Origin of the sequence: Buttiauxella warmboldiae (assembly GCF_003818135.1) — a bacterium.
Taxonomy (GTDB): Bacteria; Pseudomonadota; Gammaproteobacteria; order Enterobacterales; family Enterobacteriaceae; genus Buttiauxella; species Buttiauxella warmboldiae.
This window is the reverse complement of the sequence record NZ_RPOH01000030.1, coordinates 54,829-71,218: the sequence shown is the minus strand read 5'-3', so window position 1 is coordinate 71,218 and position 16,390 is coordinate 54,829. Positions and strand designations below refer to the sequence as shown.

Genomic DNA, 16,390 nt, shown 5'->3' with positions numbered 1-16,390 from the left:
TGTGTGATTTTATTGGGGAATGAAATCGACTTTGTTCATGTTGATTGCCGTAACATTGACTGCAACATCCAGCTCGACGCTGAACATTTGTTTTTCACGCTTCAGGAAGAAGAACAAAAACGCCTCTTTCTTGACCTGCACCCACGCCTGAACAACCTGCACATCCTGTGGTTCAATGCGCAGTAAAATGTGGGGAGACGATTTCAGCACCGAACTCTGAACATGGTTCAGGGCGTCAGCAAAGGCTTTAGCTTTGGTATCGCCTCGTCCCTTCACTCTCACTGTTTCGGAAAAGTGTTCTTTCATATTCACTTGCCGTACTTCCTGGCCCAGGCCTGCACCAGGCGTTCGCCCAGTTCTTCTTTATCCATAAAACCGAAACCCAGCACATTATTGCCTTCGTTGATTGCCGTCACTCCTTCATCCACTGAACGCATACCGTACTTCGCTTTGTAGCCATGTTTAGTCTGTGCAGTGATTGCACCAGCACCGCCGCTGCCGCAGAAGGAGATACCGAAGGCGGCATTTTCTGCTTTCATGACGTCGCCCAGTTTCATATCCGCAGCAACACCAGGAATCACCACGGCACGGCCACCTGCTTTTTCAACTCCTGCGGCCACTTTCTGGCCTTTACCCAGACGATCGCCAATCACTACGGTAATTTGCTCCATGTGCTTCTCCTTATTGCTCAAAGATTGTCTTTCGCCACTTCGAAATGCACTGACAGCAACCAGGCTTCTTCAACCGGTAAATTGCCAAACTGTTCCACCACTTCTTTCGCCATCGCCAGCGAGTCAGCAGAGATCTCCTCAAACAAACTCTCTTCAACGTCTGGCAACGATTCACCTGTCAGCGATCGATGGGCCATAGCACGAACATGGGATCTCAGCATTTTTTCCTGCACCGCATTCGGCGTGATGCTTCTGTTCTTCAGCAGCGTATTGATAAACGCCAACACTTGTTCCGTGAATTGCATTTCCCCGGTATTCCCGGCTTCATTACCCATTACCGATCCGTCATTCACACTACGTACCTCTCTGCTGTCAGGTTTTTAATGTATCGGGCAGGGTTAAAGGTTTGTAGCGAGTTGTTTTCCACTTTGAAGTGGAAATCGCAGCTTCAATAGTGATTTGCGCCACAAAAAAGGGCGGAATCGTAATGATTGGCTGGTTTAGTGTGATTACAGTCACGCATTAGCAATGCTTAAGTGAGAGTTCTCAGTGAGAGTTTTTGAGCAACTTTGTGAGCCAGGGGATGTTTTGGGGGAAATACTGGAAAGGCTTATGGGTGGATCAGGCAAGACTGGTGTCGCTTCACTTACCCGACCGACGAAATACCCGCCACAAAACTATCTGTAACGGGTCGGTCGGATTAGCGTAGCGATATCCGAATGGAGAGGGCTTACTTTACCAGCCCCATGCTCTGTGGCAGCGCCATGGTGACAGCCGGTAAATAGGTCACCATCATCAGCACAATTGCAATTACCGCAAAGAATGGCAGCAATGGTTTGATGACGCGCTCGATCTTAATATCCCCGACTTTACAGCCGGTAAACAGTATTGGCCCAACCGGCGGCGTAATGGTGCCGAGTGACAGGTTAAATACCATCATGATACCGAAGTGCACCGGATCCATACCGAATTGCATACAGATTGGCAGGAAAATTGGGGTGAAGATTAATACCGCAGGCGTGGGGTCCATAAAGGTACCCACCAGCAGCAGCACCAGGTTCATAATCAGCAAAATAATGATAAAGCTGTCGGTTGCTGAAAGTAACCCAGAGGCAATCAACGCAGGGATTTTAGTGAAAGCCATGACCCACGACATAATAGAAGACGCCGCCAGCATGAAAATCACAATCGCCGTCATTTTCGCGGTAGCGAGGAATATCTTCGGCAAATCTTCCAGTTTAATATTGCGATAAATAATGCCGAGCACCAGCGAATAAACCACGGCAATCGCCGATGCTTCAGTAGCGGTAAATATGCCGCCAAGAATGCCGCCGATAACCACGACAATCATCATCAGGCTTGGCACCGCATCAAACAGGATACGCAGCGTCTGGCCTTTATTGGCCGAACGGTCAGCCACATAGCCGCGACGTTTGGCAATGAAACCAGCAACCAGCATCACGCCCAGCCCCCACAGAATGCCCGGTACGTAACCGGCCATAAACAGCGCGGAGATAGAGACGCTACCCGCAACGGTTGCGTAGACAATCAGTGAATTGCTTGGAGGGATCAGCATTCCCGTTGGCGCAGAAGCGATATTTACCGCGGCGCTAAACGCCGGATCGTAATTTTCCTTCTTCTGAATCGGGGACATAATGCCGCCGACAGCCGCCGCAGACGCCACACCAGAACCGCTGATGGAGCCAAACAGCATATTGGCAACCACGTTGGTCTGCGCCAGCGGGCCCGGCAAAAAATTACTGATCATTTTTGCGCAGTTAATTAAACGAATGGCTATCCCGCCATTGTTCATTAAATTCCCCGCCAGAATAAAGAACGGGATGGCTAATAATGCAAAGGAGTCCAGGCCAACAAAAACACGCTGGGCAGAGGTTAAGATCGCCCCGTCGAAAGGTAAAATAAGTAACATCGCAGCAAAGGATGAAATCCCGATGCTGATACTGATTGGCGCACCTGTCAGCAGTAAAATAAACACCCCGCTAAACATGACCAGCGCTACAATAATTGCTATATCCATATCGACACCTAATCAATCTTGTTTCGAAGAGAACTTTCTGAACAGCCCATATTGGTTATACAGGCAATAGAACAGCGTCATTGCACCACTGAGTGGAATCGCAATGTAGATAATGCCGATGGGAATTTGTAGCGCGGAATCGAGCTGCGCCATCTGGCGGCTCATCCCAATATAACCACCGATGGTCAGCACCAGTAAGGCAAATACCGAGGTGGCAAGCTCGCCCACAATTTCCAGGGAGATACGCAACTTACGCGGCATTTTGTCACGCATAAAGGTAATCGCCATATGCTCGCGCAGGCCAAAAACATAGGCCCCGCCAATCAATACCAGCCAGATAAACAGATAACGCGCCAACACTTCGCTGACGGCGCTTGGGCTATTAAACAGATAACGAGAAGCCACCTGCCAGGTCACCAGCAGCGTCATTAATCCCACAAGCAAAATACACAGCCAGGAAGCCACCTTATCAACGGCCTGCTTCACTCGGGTAATATGCGAATAAATATCAGATTTGGATACGGCGGCGGAGGGGGCGGTTTGGGTCACTTTCATTATTTTCTCCACAGGGGACCCGCAGGTCCCCTGGCTACTAAGCCGTATTACTCGGCCAACTCACGAATTGTTTCGTACAGCGCTTTTTGTTCCGGCGTGGTTAACATGGCGGACTGCAGCGGCTTACAGCGTTCCTGGAATGGTTTGATATCCACTTCAGTGAAGGTCGCGCCATTGTCTTTGGCGGTTTGACGTGCGCCGTCAAGCGCCTTGTCCCACAGTTCAAACTGGGTCTGAGTGCTCTCTTTAGCCAGTTTACGGAACAGCTCGCGATCGCCTTCATCCATTTTGGCGAGGAAGTTTTCATTCGCCACTAACAGGTCGGCAACCATCACATGACGGGTGGCAGAGAAATACGGCGCCACTTCGTACTGCTTGAGGTCAGCGTAAGTAATTTCGTTATTTTCGGCACCGTCCAGTACCCCCTGCTGAATGGCAGAATAGACCTCACCCTGCCCCATAGGTACGCCGGTCCCGCCCATGCAGCTCAACATTTTGATCATGGTGTCGGACTGCATCACGCGGATCTTTTTACCCTGCATATTCGCCGGGCTAGTGACCGCAGCGCCTTTGGTGTACACGCTGCGTGCGCCAGCGGTATAGGCGGTGATCACTTCAAAACCGGTGCCTTTGGTGGAGGCAAACAGGCTATCAAGCGCGCCGGAAGTAAACACTTTGCGCTGATGCTCAGGGTTGTCGTAGACATACGGCATCGCCAGGACCGAGAAGTTTTTATTAAAGTTCTCGACCAGTGGGTTAGCCACCACGGCCATTTGAATCGCGCCAGACTGAACCAGTTCAAGCGAGGCCCGCTGGTCGCCCAACAGCTCATTCGGGTGGATTTCTAATTTGTAACGACCGTTAGTCGCGGACTCCAGCTTATCGCTGAAAGAGACTAACGCTTTGTATTGTGGGTTGTTTTCAGATTGGTTAAACGCGGTTTTCAGCGTTACGGTGCCCGTTGGAGCAGCGTCATCGCCACATCCGCTCAATAAAATTGTCGCCGCAACGGCTGTAGCAATCAGCGAAATTTTTGGCAAAACAGGTTTCAAATGCAGCATCCTTAAAGTCCCTTATCCATGAGTTCTGAGTGGTACTCTTTACGTTTCGGAAGCATTTACGCATCGAACAAATCAAAAATGAAACAATATTTCATGTAAATCGAAGTTTTGATTCATTTTGCAATTTAGATCTCAGAATCGCACTGAAAAAGGGGCTTAAAACTGACTTTTCTTTACGGTTTAGCGAAAAACTGACCGGCCTTAAACCGTTTCAGCTGGTGAAGATGGAGCCGTTTTAAGGTACTTTATGGGAAACTTACCGGGTGGGCAGAACCAAATAATCGATGAAAATAGATGCAGAGATCACTTTCCGTAAACTTGAAATCTTTCTGTCGTTTATGGAGAAAGGAAACATCGCCCGCACCGCCGAAGCGCTGGGGATCAGCGGCGTCAGCGTCCACCGGGCGCTGCATACGCTTGAAGAAGGCGTTCGCTGCCCGCTATTTATTCATAAAGGGCGTAATCTGGTGCCGCTGCCGGCGGCCTTAACGCTGCTTGAACACAGCAAAGAAGCTGTCGCCTTAATGGCGCGAGGCCTCGAAGAAACCCGCCAGGCCGCGGGGGTTGGGCAAGGCCGGCTGCGGATTGGCACCCTCTATTCGTTGACGCTTGAAACCGTACCGCGCCTGATTATGGGGATGAAACTGCGCCGCCCGGAGCTGGAAATGGATCTCACCATGGGCTCCAACCAGATGCTGCTAAATATGCTCGAAGATGGCGTGCTGGACGCCATTCTGATCTCTATTTCAGAAAGCGAAATAGATCGCAGCCGCTTCGAAGTGCTGCCTTTGTTCCAGGATGATATTTTTCTCGCCGCTTCCGGCTCCTTCCCGCTTGATACCAGCAAGTTAGCCGATCTTCGTGATTACCATAACCAGAAGTTTGTTTCGTTAGCGGAAGGATTTGCGACCTATAACGGGTTCCAGGAAGCATTTCATATCGCCGGGTTTGAACCGGAAATTGTCACCCGGGTGAATGATATTTTCTCGATGCTGAGCCTGGTGCAGGCGGGTGTGGGATTGTCGTTAATGCCGGGACGCATGAAAAAAGTGTATGAAAACTCAGTGCAAATGCTGAAACTTGCCGAGCCGTATCAAATGCAGCAATCCATCGCGATTGTCTTTGCCCGCAACCGCGAACTCGACCCCAACCTTTTGGCTCTGGCCGCCGAAGGGCGTATGTACGCCCGTTCGTTTATTGATAAGCCTAACGCGCCGCTTTAACGCGCTCGGCCAGGCGTTGAATCAGCGCTACGCTGTTATTTTCCGCGCAAACCATTTCGCCTTCGCGGAACGCCTGGCGCGTGAGTCCTGTCAGGACGCTACCCGGCGGCATCTCGATTGCCAGGCGCACCTCGCGTTCATTGGCGGCAACCATCGCATCACGCCAGCGCACGGTACGCGACATATTCAGCGCTAAATCTTCGGCAATGTTCTCAGGTTGCCAGGCCACGCGAGCGGTGCTGCCGCTGAGATAAGTACAGCGCGGGCGAGCCAGCGTCACATCGGCAAACGCCTGTTGCAGTTTTCGCGCCGGTTCGGCCAGTAGTGCACAGTGCGATGGCACGCTAACCGCCAGCTGTTTGGCTTTCTGCGCCCCGCTTGCCAGCGCACGCCGGGCGACTTGCGCCATGTCCTCATCCCTTCCGGCAATCACAATTTGCTGCTCGGCATTAATATTGGCGATATAGGTTCCGCTGCCTTCCACCAGGCTCTCGACCTGATTGAGCTGCAGTCCGGTAATCGCGGTTAAGCCGTAACCTTGCGGATACGCCTGCTCCATTAAATCACCGCGCAATGTCACCAGGCGCAGCGCATCTTCAAAGCTTAGCGCCCCCGCCACAACCGCCGCAGGAAATGCGCCGATGGATAACCCGCACACCATGTCGGGTACGACCCCATTACGCTCAAGCTCCTGCGCACAGGCCACTCCGGCAATCAGCAGGCACAGCTGAACGGCACGGGTATGCTTCAATGCTTCTTCGGTATCCAGATCGTCGGCTTCAGCGCCTAACACCGCGCGAACACGCGCCATAACATCGCTATCTTGCGGTAACGTCCGCAGCATACCTGCACGCTGCGTTCCCTGTCCGGGGAAAGTGAAGAGAATTTTCATGCTTATCCCTTTAATGCCCACGGGTCAGTAACGATTTGTGGCCCGCCGTTAGTTTTCAGCAACACGCGCCCGTCGCGTAACCATTCTGCCAGGGCAAAAGCCCCCTGTGGCGTTTCAATTTGCGTATCGGCGCGGCATAACAACTGGCTGGTAACCTGCTGCCATGCAAGCAACGCGTCGCGTTCAACGCGCGCCGGGCAACGAATCAGTAAATCGAGATCGCTTTCGGCATGCAGAACCGGCACTTCCGTCGCCAGCGCGTAACCCACGCTGCCGGTAATGCCCCAGACCCAGGGCCAATCTCGTAGTGCAAGTTGAACCGCGCCCTGAACAGGCGGCAGCGAAATAAACGGGGATTTAACTAACAGATCGCGGGAAGCCAGAAATTCCGGGGAAACGATGCGTTTCACTTTTACAACGTTTACCCATCCGGCCGCCCGCTGGTCGCGGCGCATTCCACGAACGCCTACCGGAATGCGCGCATCACGACTCACATCACGCCGCACCACCACGGGCAGCCGGGGCCGCCACTGGCTTGCTACCCACTCTTCACTCACCTCTTCAAGCGCATCGCTATCCGTTAGCCAGAGTAAGTCGTGTGGGCGCGGTGTGTTCATGATTTACATTCCTGAAGTCAGAGAGATAAACAGCGGTAACGACAGGATAGAGAGCACGGAGCTCAGCAGCAAGACGGCTTCAGCATCCGGCGACTGTACGCCGAAACGGTTACCGAACACCACGCCGAAGAAGCCCGCAGACAGCGCAATCATCAGGATCGCCGTGATCGCAACCGGCCCGCTCAGACCCAGCGCCAGTACGATACCCCAGGCAATAAACGGCTGGATCAGCAGCTTGGTGATGGTCGCCACGCACACTACGGTGTTAATTTTTAGCTTACGAGCAGAGAGGATCACACCGGTCAGGAACAGCGCCGCAGCGGTCGCAGACATGCCCAGCGGTTTGATTGACGCCAGCAGCAGGTCAGGCATACGAATGCCGACCGCTGACAAAATCACCCCCAGCAGCGGGCCCCAGACGATAGGTTTTTTCAGCGAACGCCACATCAGAACCGGCAGCATGGCGAGGGTAGAACCGACAGATTCGCCAGCCGCACGCGCTTTTTCACGCTCCAGAATCATCAGGCAGAACGGCGTCATCAACACCGAACCACAGGCGATGGAAACCGCAACGGAGAGTGAAGTGGCCGAACCTTCCCCCAGAACGCTGCCCAGAATTGGCAGGCCAAGCGCCGCATAGTTGGGTAACGCAACGGTCAATGTCAGTACCGCCGCATCCTGCGGAGATTTTTTGAATACTTTGGTCGCCAGGAAATAAATCGCAGCGTAGGTAATCCACATTGCCAGAACCAGCACCACGCTCATCGGTGACTGTTTGACGATACCTGCCCACGGCGTCTGAACCGTGGCGCTAAACAGCGCGGCTGGCAGGGCGAAATCCATTACAAAGATATTGAGCAGGGAAACATTTTTGTTATCGACCATCTTCGCTTTACCGGCAAAAAAGCCGAGCAGCATGATGACAAAAATGGGCGCAAGCGCATGAACAATTACGTAAGTCATAACTTCACCTGTAGTTAAAAAAAGAATTCCAGCACCGGTGCGATGGTGAGTATTTTCAGACGATGTATTTTTACCGGGCGCTCTAAAGGCGCCCAGGGTGATCGTCTGGCAGGTCTGTCTTTTTAAACCGTCTTTACCAGGCTGCGCGCATACGTTCACGCACCAGGGCTGAGCTACGACGGTTTTCCGCATGCAGGCGGTTTTTCAGCGTGTTATCGCTGCGAGCTTCGCGCACCGCGGTAGCCAGGGCTGCATTCACCTTGTCCATATCGGCACTTTGTGGCGCTTCCGGGCTGGCAATATCTAACAGCGCAGATAACAGGCCGAGGGTTTCATAGTTGCTGATGTCATAGGCCATCGGCGGGATGGTGGCGGCCAGTTTTTCCAGCGCTTCCACGGTACGCAGCGTGATACGTGCTGCGGACTCTTTACCCATCGCGTGAATCATCACGCCGGAATCGTTGAAAGCAATCAGGCGGTTTGCCTGGTAGCCGTGCGCCAGAAACGCACCGGACATCGCTTTGCCAACAATCAGGCCCACCACCGGGTGGCCTGCCAGACGCGCATTGGCATAAGCTGCTGCCGCACCGGCCAGCGCCTGGTGGATACCAAACGCTTCTTCGCGGCGGCCATAAGCCTGGCTCGGCACGTCGATAACGGCCACGATGGCGCGTTTTTCTGCCGCATCAGCATCTTCGGCGATGGTTTCGCTAACCACTTTCGCCAGCGTCCAGCCTTCGAGCAGACCGACTTCACCGCCTTTAGCGCGTGGATAGTGGTTATTTTCATCCGGTACGACGGCAATAAAACGCGCGGCTTTGCCATCAACGTTGCCGTCAGCAACCTGAACGGAAGCACACAGGCCAGCCATACGCGGTGCGCTGGCGGTCAGTTTGTCCAACCAAATGGCGGCGCGATTCAGTTTCTGGCTCATGCGCGTTTCTCCCCAAAAAGCTGTTTAATCTGTTCGGCATCAGCCTGTTTTTTAGTGTCGAAATTGCTTAGGCGTTCGAGATACCAGGCATAGTTATCGGTGCGATGTTGCGCCGGAACGCCTTGCGCGATTGCCGCGTTAACTGCATCTTTAACCGCGTTAACACCATCGCCCACCAGCGTTTCCACCAGGCCGCTTTCATAGCGAACTTCGCCGCCGGTCATGCTCCAGATAAACGGACGGTTACGTGAATCGTATTCGTCGATACCCGCTTCCTGTTCGATAACCTGCGGCCCGTTCAGGCCAAGACGCGCTTCGCGAGTCACAATTAAATGGCTGCACAGTGCCGCGGCGATAGACATGCCGCCAAAACAACCCACGGTGCCCGCTACCACGCCGATAACCGGCGTATAGCGGCGCAAATCAACGATGGCTGCGTGAATATCGGCAATCGCTGCCAGGCCGAGGTTGGCTTCCTGTAAGCGCACGCCGCCGGTTTCGAGGCATAAAACGGCCTGAGTCGGAATGCCGTTGCGGTTATCTTCGGCTGCCAGCTCAAGCGCTGCGGCCATTTTCGCGCCGGAAACTTCGCCCATGCTGCCGCCCTGGAAAGCGCCTTCGATAGCAATCACCACCGCCGGGCCGCCGTTAATGGTGCCTTTGGCAACCACCATACCGTCATCGGACTGCACCACAATGCCCTGTGCTTCCAGCCACGGGGAAACGATGCCTGCAAAAGGATCGAGCAATTCGCGGAAGCTGCCGTCATCCAGCAGCAGACGAGCACGCTCACGCGCTTTGAGTTCGATAAAGCTGCTGTCGTTACGCATGAGCCACCTCTTCAAAAACCTGTTCGATGCGGATACGGGCCACGCCTGGCGTCGCACCGAAATCGTGGATTTGCATCTGCCCGGCAGGCAGGCTGCTCAGCGCACCAAGGCGCTCAAACAGGGCTTTCCAGCGCTGTTCGCTGTTATCCACGGATGTGGTGATGGCGATAGTCAGGACGTCGCCCTGAGTCGCGGTAAACAAAACTTCCATATCGCCGGAGCCAACTACACCCGCCAGCGCTTTGCCGCTAACGGTGTGAGTTGCCGGAAATGACAACGTAATGTGTTCCATAACACCCTCTTAAAAGTGTGAATGTTGCGGTAATGGGGTAATCGTCGCGTTATCGCAGGCGATGCGGTCAAGCAGCAGCGTGGCTGCCAGTAAATCTGCGGCACCGCCAGGCGATGCGTTAAACGCCAGCATTTGCGCATCAAGCCAGGCCAAAGCAGCACGCCCTTCAACGGTGGCGGTGCCGCCTGCGACCAGCACGCTACGCGCGCCGTGTTGCATCGCTTCCAGGCCTTCAAGCCCGGCACGCGACAGCACGCAGGTATCGCTAAGCGATGTCATAATGGCCATCAGCGCATCAAGGCGTGCCTGTTGTTCAGCGGCGCCTTGTGCACGGCTGCGGCGCAGCTGCGGCAGGGCCAGACGCATGATGTGCGGAAAGCCAAGCTGCGCTTCTTCACGCGCGCCGGGCACGCTATAACGGCGAGTGGCGAGTAACCCCTTACTGAAAACTTTTGGTGCGGCACTGTCCGGCAGGCAGGCAAGTTTTGCAGCACTCGCTGCAATCTCAGCGCTGCTGCCTTCACAGCCGTGCATTGCCGCCGCGGCAACCAGCAAACCGAGCGCCCAGATAGCGCCCCGGTGAGTATTAACTCCGCCTGTAGCCGCCATCATCTGAGCTTCGCCTGCACGGCCTAAACGGCCAACCAGCTGGCGCAGCGCGATATCGGCCGGACGCTGCCAGCTTTGTAATGCCAACGCATGAAACGTCGGGGAAAGGCTGTGCGCCGAGCGCTCCATCAGATCCAGAGTCAGATCCTGATGGGCGCCGTTTCCCCGGCTGTCCACAAGACCGGGTTTCGGGCTTAATCGTACTTCGGCAATCAGGCTTTGGGTGGCAACCCGTGCAAGCCATTGCGCGCTGCCTTCTGCCCCGATTTGTGGCTGTAGTTTCATTACCAGCTCCGGAATTTCGCAGGTGGGTTATACAGGCCGCCGGACCACTCGACTAAATCCGCCACGCTGCTGGCTGCCAGCAGGGAACGGGTCGCGTCGGTGCGGCGAATGCCCATGTCTTCCGGGAAGACCACTTTTCCGCTCTGGCGCAGCTGTGCGACGCGCTTAGCGTCAACGCCCAGGCCGATATCGGTAATACCCGCAACGGATGCCACCATCGCCCGGCGTTCCTCAAGGCTTTCAGCACGATACAGATAAGCGATGCCTTCTTCCGTCAGCACGTGAGTCACGTCGTCGCCGTAGATCATTACCGGAGCCAGCGGCATCGCCGAGGCTTTTGCTACCTCAACGGCATCGAGTTTTTCAACGAAGGTTGGCTTAACGCCTGCCTGGAAGGTTTCAACCATCTGCACCACAAGCTTACGACCACGTTGCATCAGGTCTGGCTGAGCCTGCATCGCAAGCCAGGCGGCGGTGGCGTGGCGACGACCGTGCGGGTCATGGCCCATATTTGGCGCGCCGCCGAAGCCGGACAGACGACCGCGTGTCACGGTTGAGGAGTTAGCGTAACCATCAACCTGCAAGGTGGAACCGATAAACATATCTACCGCGTACTGGCCTGCCAGCTGGCAGAACGCACGGTTGGAACGCATTGAGCCATCAGCGCCGGTAAAGAACACATCCGGACGGGCGCGAACGTACTCTTCCATCCCCAGCTCGCCGCCGAAGCAGTGCACGGTTTCAACCCAGCCGCTTTCGATAGCGGGGATCAACGTCGGGTGCGGGTTCAGCGTCCAGTGTTTACAGATTTTGCCCTTCAGGCCGAGCCGTTCACCGTAAGTGGGCAGCAGCAGCTCGATGGCGGCCGTGTTAAAACCGATGCCGTGGTTAAGCGATTGCACGTTGTGCTCAGCGTAGATGCCTTTAATCGCCATCATCGCCATCAGAATGTGTTCTTGCTTAATCAGACGCGGGTCGCGGGTAAACAGCGGTTCGATAAAGAACGGTTTGTCCGCAACCACCACGTAGTCAATCCACGAACCCGGAATATCCACGCGCGGCAGGTCGCACTCATCGTCAACCAGTTCGTTAACCTGGGCGATAACAATACCGTCGTGGAAAGCAGCGGCTTCCACCAGCGCCGGGGTATCTTCGGTGCTGGCACCGGTATACAGGTTGCCTTTGCGGTCGGCTTTGAAACCGGCAATCAGCGCCACGTTCGGCGCGAGATCCACATACAGGCGGGAATAGAGTTCGATGTAGGTATGGATCGCACCAATCTCTAACTGACCATCTTCAAGCAGCTGAGAAATGCGCAGGCTCTGGGTGCCAGAGAAGGAGAAATCGAGCTTGCGTGCGATACCTTTTTCAAAAATATCAAGGTGTTCACTGCGCCCGACGCTCGGCATGATCATATGCAGGTCGTGAACTTTGGCAGGGCTGACTTCGGCCAACATGCGGGAGAGAAAATCCGCCTGTTTTTGGTTATTGCCTTCAAGCACCACGCGATCGCCAGGGGCGATCAGTTTTTCCAGCATATCGACAAGGCTTTCGGTGGGAAGAACCTTGCCCTGCACGTTGGTGGAAGCCATACGACGCTGTTTCTCGGTGCGGCGTGTGTTCCAGACTCGTGTCGGGGTTTGCCAGGACTTCATATTTAACCTCCTGATTCAGCCAATCATTTTTGATTTGCTTTAGATTGGTTAAATTGTGCGCCTGACTGGTTCGACCATCAATTAAGCTCGGGGAGCAATCGTTAGCCTTAGAGTAACAATACGGATAGCGTTGTATGACACAGACGGCTGGCAGGAAAACCACAGAATGTATTCAGATGCCGGAGAGTAAGGCGGTATTGACGGAAACCCATCCAGCGGAGTGTGTGAAAAGTGAACATGACAGTGATGATGAGTATGATTAAATCCTACTTGGCGGAAGAAAGGGGTTACCAATGAGAACAACACAGCAGATGAGCATCACGCTGCCAAATGAAATGGCGGCGCAGGTGAAAGCTCGTGTTGCCAGCGGCGAATACGCCTCGGAAAGTGAAGTTATCCGGGAAGGACTTCGGGCGCTGATGGCACGGGATAATGCAGTGGAAAAATGGCTGAATGAGCAGGTAGTTCCCGCATGGGAAGCCCTGCAACGTGGCGAAACCGAAAGCCTCAGTGGTAACTGATATCAGGAGTAGGCTAAAAGCCGAGCACAGGAAGGCTACCGGAGAGGAATAATGGATTACAGAGTGGTGTTCGCCCCAGAGGCAGAAGAACAACTTACAGATATATAGCGAAAGCAGCCACACCGGATACAGCGCTCAAATATACAGAAAATGTTGTCAGCTACTGTGAATCACTGGAGCAGTTCCCACATAGAGGAAACCGACGGGATGATATCCTGCCGGGACTCAGAGTAACGAACTACCGTAAAAGAACCGTTATCGCCTTCATCGTAGATGAAGAGATGGTAACTGTGGCTGGTATATGGCATGGAGGACAAGACTATGAGAATGATCTGTCTCCCTATGAGCTGTAGTGAAGCACAGATACTAGCTGACAGCCTGCAAAGCTAGCTCAATCCCTCTGAGTGCGGGACGTTCGGTGGACGGCAGAGCGCGCGGGGTAAATGGTCGCCCGGCCAGCTCTCGGCATCGGCGTTCTCTGGAGGTCAGTTGCTGGCGAACGTCCATTAAATATAATGCGGGAGATTATCCGCACCCGTCCCGGCGAGCCACCAAGGCAACCTGACCCTGCACACCCGTATTAAGCGGCTGGCGCGTAAAACGATTTGCTTCTCGCGCTCAGCGAGATCCACGAAAAAGTTATCGGTGCCTTGATCGAAAAATTCATGTTCTACTAATTGGAAACATTACCGTTTTTTATTGATAGCCTATGCTCGTTTTGCGAAACATATAGGGTTTATCATCAGTTTGCATCAGGCTCTGAAAACAGAGCCTGATTGAGTCACTCTAGCGGTATTTTTTATGGTAGGCGTTACGCGTCGTCTTAAACTCTTCGGCCGCCGCCTGGGCTTCCTTCACTTTACCTTCGTTGGCGAGTTTTAACGCGCCGTCAATCTGGCCAATCAGCAGATCAAAACCGTGGCGATAATCTTTCATCTCTGGGCTATCTGAAGCTTTATTTTCAAGTTTTGGCGGGGTGTTTTTTTGCGCATCGACTGCCGCGGCGCGCATGTTGTTAAGCGAGGTTTTTAACTCAGCCGCGTCAGCGGTTTTTAGCACAACTTTGTAGTTTTCGGCGATGGTATCCATATCTTCGCCCACATCTTTAGCCATGACTGTGCCAGTAAATAGCACGGACGATACTGCCAATATTGCTATCAGTTGCTTTCGCATGTACTCACCTTTTTTATTGTATTAAAAGGGTGCGGCAGGTCGCACCCGTTACCCTTAATTTACTGACCGGCGATCTTCATCTCCGGTAGCAGTACTGAACCACACTGAATATTGCTGCGTTTTTCAATATCGCTACCCACCGTGACCATTTCACGCCACATATCTTTAAGATTTCCGGCAATCGTGATTTCGCTCACCGGATATTGAATTTCGCCGTTCTCGACCCAGAAACCGGACGCACCGCGAGAATAGTCCCCGGTAATGCCGCTTACACCCTGGCCCATCAGCTCCGTCACCACCAGACCGGTGCCCATTTCTTTCAGCATGCCGGCGAAATCCAGCCCGCGTCCTTCAATACGCCAGTTATGAATGCCGCCCGCATGCCCCGTACTTTGCAGACCCAGTTTACGAGCGGAGTAGTTGGTGAGCAACCACTGTTGCAGGATGCCATCTTTGATAATGTCACGGCGCTGCGTGCGCACGCCTTCGCTGTCAAAGGGGGTGGAAGCCAGTCCTTTGAGCAGATGCGGGTGCTCTTCAATAGTCAGCCATTGCGGCAATATTTGCTTGCCAAGAGAATCCAGCAGGAAGGTCGATTTACGGTAAACCGAACCGCCAGCAATCGCGCCGACCAGGTGCCCGAACAGGCCCGTTGCCACTTCAGCCGCAAAAATAACCGGCGCTTTCATCGTCGACAGTTTACGCGGCGACAGGCGTGCAACCGTGCGACGAGCACACTCGGCACCCACCGATTCCGGGCTATCCAGATCGTCCATGGCACGGCCGATGGTGTAGGCATAATCGCGTTCCATCTCACCATCAACTTCCGCAATCACGCAGCTGGAGAGGGAATGGCGCGTAGAACAGTAGCTTTGCAGCATCCCGTTACTGTTACCGAACACTTTGATCCCATAGTGGCTATTGAAGCTGCCGCCTTCGGTATTGTTGATGCGTTTATCAACGTTCAACGAGGCGTTTTCAGCGCGAGCCGCCAGCTCAATGGCGCGGTCGGCATCCATTTCTGTCGGGTGGAAGAGATCCAAATCGGGTGCTTCAAAAGCCAGCAGCTCTTTATCTGCCAGGCCCGCATACGGATCCGGAGAGGTGTAACGGGCGATATCCAGCGCCGCCTGCACGGTGCGCGCTACGGCGTCCGGGCTCAGATCGGTGGTGGAGGCGCTACCTTTACGGTTTTGATGATAAACGGTGATGCCAAGCGCACCATCGCTGTTAAATTCGACGTTTTCCACCTCACCGTATCGTGTGCTGACGCTAATACCCGTGGTTTTACTGACGGCAACTTCTGCGCCGTCGGAGCGAGCGGAAGCCAGTTCCAGCGCCTGAGATACCGCTTGTTCCAGAATCTGACGTTGTTGTGCTACTTGCGTGTTTACTTTCATCGCGACTGCCATAATGTAAGGTGAGTGAATTAAGTCTAACCCAGAACAGAACAATTTCGCAGTGCACAGGCTTTACTGGTAGAATTAGCCACTTTTTTTAAGGAGCCTAATATGACTAAGCAGCCCGATGACTGGCTCGACGACGTACCAGATAACGAAAATGAAGACGAAGATGATGAGATTATCTGGGTCAGTAAAAGCGAAATTAAGCGTGATGCCGAGGAATTAAAACGCCTGGGTATGGAGCTGATGGACCTGGGTAAGAACGCGCTCGACAAAATCCCTCTGGATGAAGATTTACGTGCCGCGATTGATCTTGCACAGAAAATCAAAAAAGAAGGCCGTCGCCGCCAGGTTCAGTTGATTGGCAAAATGATGCGTTCGCGCGATATGGACCCGATCCGTGTGGCGCTGGACAAGCTGAAAAACCGTCACAACCAGCAGGTTGCGCTGTTCCATAAACTGGAAGCTTTGCGTGACCGCCTGGTTGAAGAAGGTGATGATGCGATGACCGAAGTGTTAAAACTTTACCCGGAAGCTGACCGCCAGCAACTGCGCGTGCTGATACGCAACGCACAAAAAGAGAAGGCAACGAATAAGCCGCCAAAATCTTACCGCCAGATTTTCTCCTATCTGCGCGAGCTGGCCGAAAGCCAGGGTTAACAATCCCC

Annotated in this window: 18 protein-coding genes and 3 pseudogenes; 5 read left to right on the top strand and 16 right to left on the bottom strand. The window is 53.8% G+C overall.

The features are described 5' to 3' along the window. Positions 1–9: 9 nt before the first annotated feature. The 6 genes from EHN07_RS08895 to EHN07_RS08870 all read right to left on the bottom strand — a co-directional run bounded on the left by EHN07_RS08895 (position 10) and on the right by EHN07_RS08870 (position 4,316). Positions 10–306 (bottom strand): DUF4312 family protein, encoded by a 297-nt coding sequence (locus EHN07_RS08895; RefSeq protein ID WP_124023876.1) that lies wholly within the window; start codon positions 304–306, stop codon positions 10–12. Positions 307–308: 2 nt separating this feature from the next. Next, positions 309–671, bottom strand: a complete 363-nt coding sequence (locus EHN07_RS08890; RefSeq protein WP_124023813.1) for an SFCGS family glycine-rich protein — start codon at positions 669–671, stop codon at positions 309–311. Positions 672–688: 17 nt separating this feature from the next. Next, on the bottom strand, positions 689–976 hold the full coding sequence (locus EHN07_RS08885) for a glycine dehydrogenase (RefSeq protein WP_425267174.1): 288 nt from the start codon (positions 974–976) through the stop codon (positions 689–691). Between the two features lie 425 nt (positions 977–1,401). Next, entirely contained in the window at positions 1,402–2,709 is a 1,308-nt protein-coding gene (locus EHN07_RS08880; RefSeq protein ID WP_124023812.1) for a TRAP transporter large permease, read from the bottom strand. A 12-nt stretch (positions 2,710–2,721) separates the two neighbouring features. Then, on the bottom strand, positions 2,722–3,264 hold the full coding sequence (locus tag EHN07_RS08875) for a TRAP transporter small permease (protein WP_124023811.1): 543 nt from the start codon (positions 3,262–3,264) through the stop codon (positions 2,722–2,724). A gap of 47 nt (positions 3,265–3,311) precedes the next feature. Beyond that, positions 3,312–4,316, bottom strand: coding sequence for a TRAP transporter substrate-binding protein (locus EHN07_RS08870; RefSeq protein WP_208646984.1), 1,005 nt, complete (start codon positions 4,314–4,316; stop codon positions 3,312–3,314). A 293-nt stretch (positions 4,317–4,609) separates the two neighbouring features. Between EHN07_RS08870 and EHN07_RS08865 the strand changes: the two genes are divergently transcribed. Continuing rightward, entirely contained in the window at positions 4,610–5,548 is a 939-nt protein-coding gene (locus tag EHN07_RS08865) for a LysR family transcriptional regulator (protein WP_124023809.1), read from the top strand. Here the strand turns inward: EHN07_RS08865 and mdcH are convergent. The 8 genes from mdcH to mdcA all read right to left on the bottom strand — a co-directional run bounded on the left by mdcH (position 5,532) and on the right by mdcA (position 12,625). Further along, a complete protein-coding gene (gene mdcH / locus EHN07_RS08860) occupies positions 5,532–6,440 on the bottom strand; it encodes a malonate decarboxylase subunit epsilon (protein WP_124023808.1) in 909 nt (302 codons plus the stop codon). The two genes, EHN07_RS08865 and mdcH, sit on opposite strands and share 17 nt — an antisense overlap. Before the next feature lie 2 nt (positions 6,441–6,442). Further along, complete coding sequence (locus EHN07_RS08855; protein ID WP_124023807.1) at positions 6,443–7,060, bottom strand: malonate decarboxylase holo-ACP synthase; 618 nt, start codon at positions 7,058–7,060, stop codon at positions 6,443–6,445. Next, positions 7,061–8,020: an AEC family transporter gene (locus EHN07_RS08850; RefSeq protein ID WP_124023806.1), complete on the bottom strand. Its 960-nt coding sequence runs from the start codon at positions 8,018–8,020 to the stop codon at positions 7,061–7,063. Positions 8,021–8,153: 133 nt separating this feature from the next. Continuing rightward, on the bottom strand, positions 8,154–8,954 hold the full coding sequence (gene mdcE / locus EHN07_RS08845) for a biotin-independent malonate decarboxylase subunit gamma (protein ID WP_124023805.1): 801 nt from the start codon (positions 8,952–8,954) through the stop codon (positions 8,154–8,156). Next, positions 8,951–9,784, bottom strand: a complete 834-nt coding sequence (locus tag EHN07_RS08840; RefSeq protein WP_124023804.1) for a biotin-independent malonate decarboxylase subunit beta — start codon at positions 9,782–9,784, stop codon at positions 8,951–8,953. The genes mdcE and EHN07_RS08840 overlap by 4 nt, the downstream gene beginning before the upstream one ends. Continuing rightward, positions 9,777–10,076, bottom strand: coding sequence for a malonate decarboxylase acyl carrier protein (mdcC, locus tag EHN07_RS08835; protein WP_124023803.1), 300 nt, complete (start codon positions 10,074–10,076; stop codon positions 9,777–9,779). Before mdcC ends, EHN07_RS08840 begins: the two co-directional genes overlap by 8 nt. Before the next feature lie 9 nt (positions 10,077–10,085). Beyond that, the gene (locus tag EHN07_RS08830; protein ID WP_124023802.1) at positions 10,086–10,970 is read right to left on the bottom strand and encodes a triphosphoribosyl-dephospho-CoA synthase; all 885 of its coding nucleotides are present in this window, start codon (positions 10,968–10,970) and stop codon (positions 10,086–10,088) included. Further along, positions 10,970–12,625 carry a malonate decarboxylase subunit alpha gene (gene mdcA, locus EHN07_RS08825; RefSeq protein WP_124023801.1) on the bottom strand — a complete coding sequence of 552 codons (1,656 nt, stop codon included), beginning with the start codon at positions 12,623–12,625 and terminating at the stop codon, positions 10,970–10,972. The genes EHN07_RS08830 and mdcA overlap by 1 nt, the downstream gene beginning before the upstream one ends. A gap of 293 nt (positions 12,626–12,918) precedes the next feature. On the opposite strand from mdcA, the pseudogene EHN07_RS08820 reads away from it, so the two are divergent. From EHN07_RS08820 to EHN07_RS08810, 3 pseudogenes are all read left to right on the top strand, one after another. Beyond that, positions 12,919–13,198, top strand: a pseudogene (locus EHN07_RS08820) (type II toxin-antitoxin system ParD family antitoxin). Beyond that, positions 13,198–13,499, top strand: a pseudogene (locus tag EHN07_RS08815) (type II toxin-antitoxin system RelE/ParE family toxin). Before EHN07_RS08820 ends, EHN07_RS08815 begins: the two co-directional pseudogenes overlap by 1 nt. Before the next feature lie 199 nt (positions 13,500–13,698). Then, positions 13,699–13,823: pseudogene (locus EHN07_RS08810) on the top strand (IS1 family transposase); the annotation flags it as partial. A gap of 109 nt (positions 13,824–13,932) precedes the next feature. On the opposite strand, the gene cybC reads toward EHN07_RS08810, so the two are convergent. Together cybC and pmbA are read right to left on the bottom strand one after the other, a co-directional pair. Beyond that, positions 13,933–14,319 (bottom strand): cytochrome b562, encoded by a 387-nt coding sequence (gene cybC, locus EHN07_RS08805; protein ID WP_124023799.1) that lies wholly within the window; start codon positions 14,317–14,319, stop codon positions 13,933–13,935. A 59-nt stretch (positions 14,320–14,378) separates the two neighbouring features. Continuing rightward, positions 14,379–15,731: a metalloprotease PmbA gene (pmbA, locus tag EHN07_RS08800; protein WP_124023798.1), complete on the bottom strand. Its 1,353-nt coding sequence runs from the start codon at positions 15,729–15,731 to the stop codon at positions 14,379–14,381. A 99-nt stretch (positions 15,732–15,830) separates the two neighbouring features. Here pmbA and yjgA point away from each other — a divergent pair, with 99 nt between their 5' ends. Beyond that, positions 15,831–16,382, top strand: coding sequence for a ribosome biogenesis factor YjgA (yjgA, locus tag EHN07_RS08795; protein WP_124023797.1), 552 nt, complete (start codon positions 15,831–15,833; stop codon positions 16,380–16,382). Positions 16,383–16,390 lie beyond the last annotated feature (8 nt).

What these genes read in the sequence shown, in the direction of transcription:
- EHN07_RS08895 (WP_124023876.1), bottom strand. Translation starts at nt 306, where the DNA reads ATGAAAGAACACTTTTCCGAAACAGTGAGAGTGAAGGGACGAGGCGAT.
- EHN07_RS08840 (WP_124023804.1), bottom strand. Translation starts at nt 9,784, where the DNA reads ATGCGTAACGACAGCAGCTTTATCGAACTCAAAGCGCGTGAGCGTGCT.
- EHN07_RS08885 (WP_425267174.1), bottom strand. Translation starts at nt 976, where the DNA reads ATGCAATTCACGGAACAAGTGTTGGCGTTTATCAATACGCTGCTGAAG.
- yjgA (WP_124023797.1), top strand. Translation starts at nt 15,831, where the DNA reads ATGACTAAGCAGCCCGATGACTGGCTCGACGACGTACCAGATAACGAA.
- EHN07_RS08865 (WP_124023809.1), top strand. Translation starts at nt 4,610, where the DNA reads ATGAAAATAGATGCAGAGATCACTTTCCGTAAACTTGAAATCTTTCTG.
- EHN07_RS08875 (WP_124023811.1), bottom strand. Translation starts at nt 3,264, where the DNA reads ATGAAAGTGACCCAAACCGCCCCCTCCGCCGCCGTATCCAAATCTGAT.
- mdcE (WP_124023805.1), bottom strand. Translation starts at nt 8,954, where the DNA reads ATGAGCCAGAAACTGAATCGCGCCGCCATTTGGTTGGACAAACTGACC.
- EHN07_RS08850 (WP_124023806.1), bottom strand. Translation starts at nt 8,020, where the DNA reads ATGACTTACGTAATTGTTCATGCGCTTGCGCCCATTTTTGTCATCATG.
- mdcA (WP_124023801.1), bottom strand. Translation starts at nt 12,625, where the DNA reads ATGAAGTCCTGGCAAACCCCGACACGAGTCTGGAACACACGCCGCACC.
- mdcH (WP_124023808.1), bottom strand. Translation starts at nt 6,440, where the DNA reads ATGAAAATTCTCTTCACTTTCCCCGGACAGGGAACGCAGCGTGCAGGT.
- pmbA (WP_124023798.1), bottom strand. Translation starts at nt 15,731, where the DNA reads ATGGCAGTCGCGATGAAAGTAAACACGCAAGTAGCACAACAACGTCAG.
- cybC (WP_124023799.1), bottom strand. Translation starts at nt 14,319, where the DNA reads ATGCGAAAGCAACTGATAGCAATATTGGCAGTATCGTCCGTGCTATTT.
- EHN07_RS08830 (WP_124023802.1), bottom strand. Translation starts at nt 10,970, where the DNA reads ATGAAACTACAGCCACAAATCGGGGCAGAAGGCAGCGCGCAATGGCTT.
- EHN07_RS08880 (WP_124023812.1), bottom strand. Translation starts at nt 2,709, where the DNA reads ATGGATATAGCAATTATTGTAGCGCTGGTCATGTTTAGCGGGGTGTTT.
- mdcC (WP_124023803.1), bottom strand. Translation starts at nt 10,076, where the DNA reads ATGGAACACATTACGTTGTCATTTCCGGCAACTCACACCGTTAGCGGC.
- EHN07_RS08890 (WP_124023813.1), bottom strand. Translation starts at nt 671, where the DNA reads ATGGAGCAAATTACCGTAGTGATTGGCGATCGTCTGGGTAAAGGCCAG.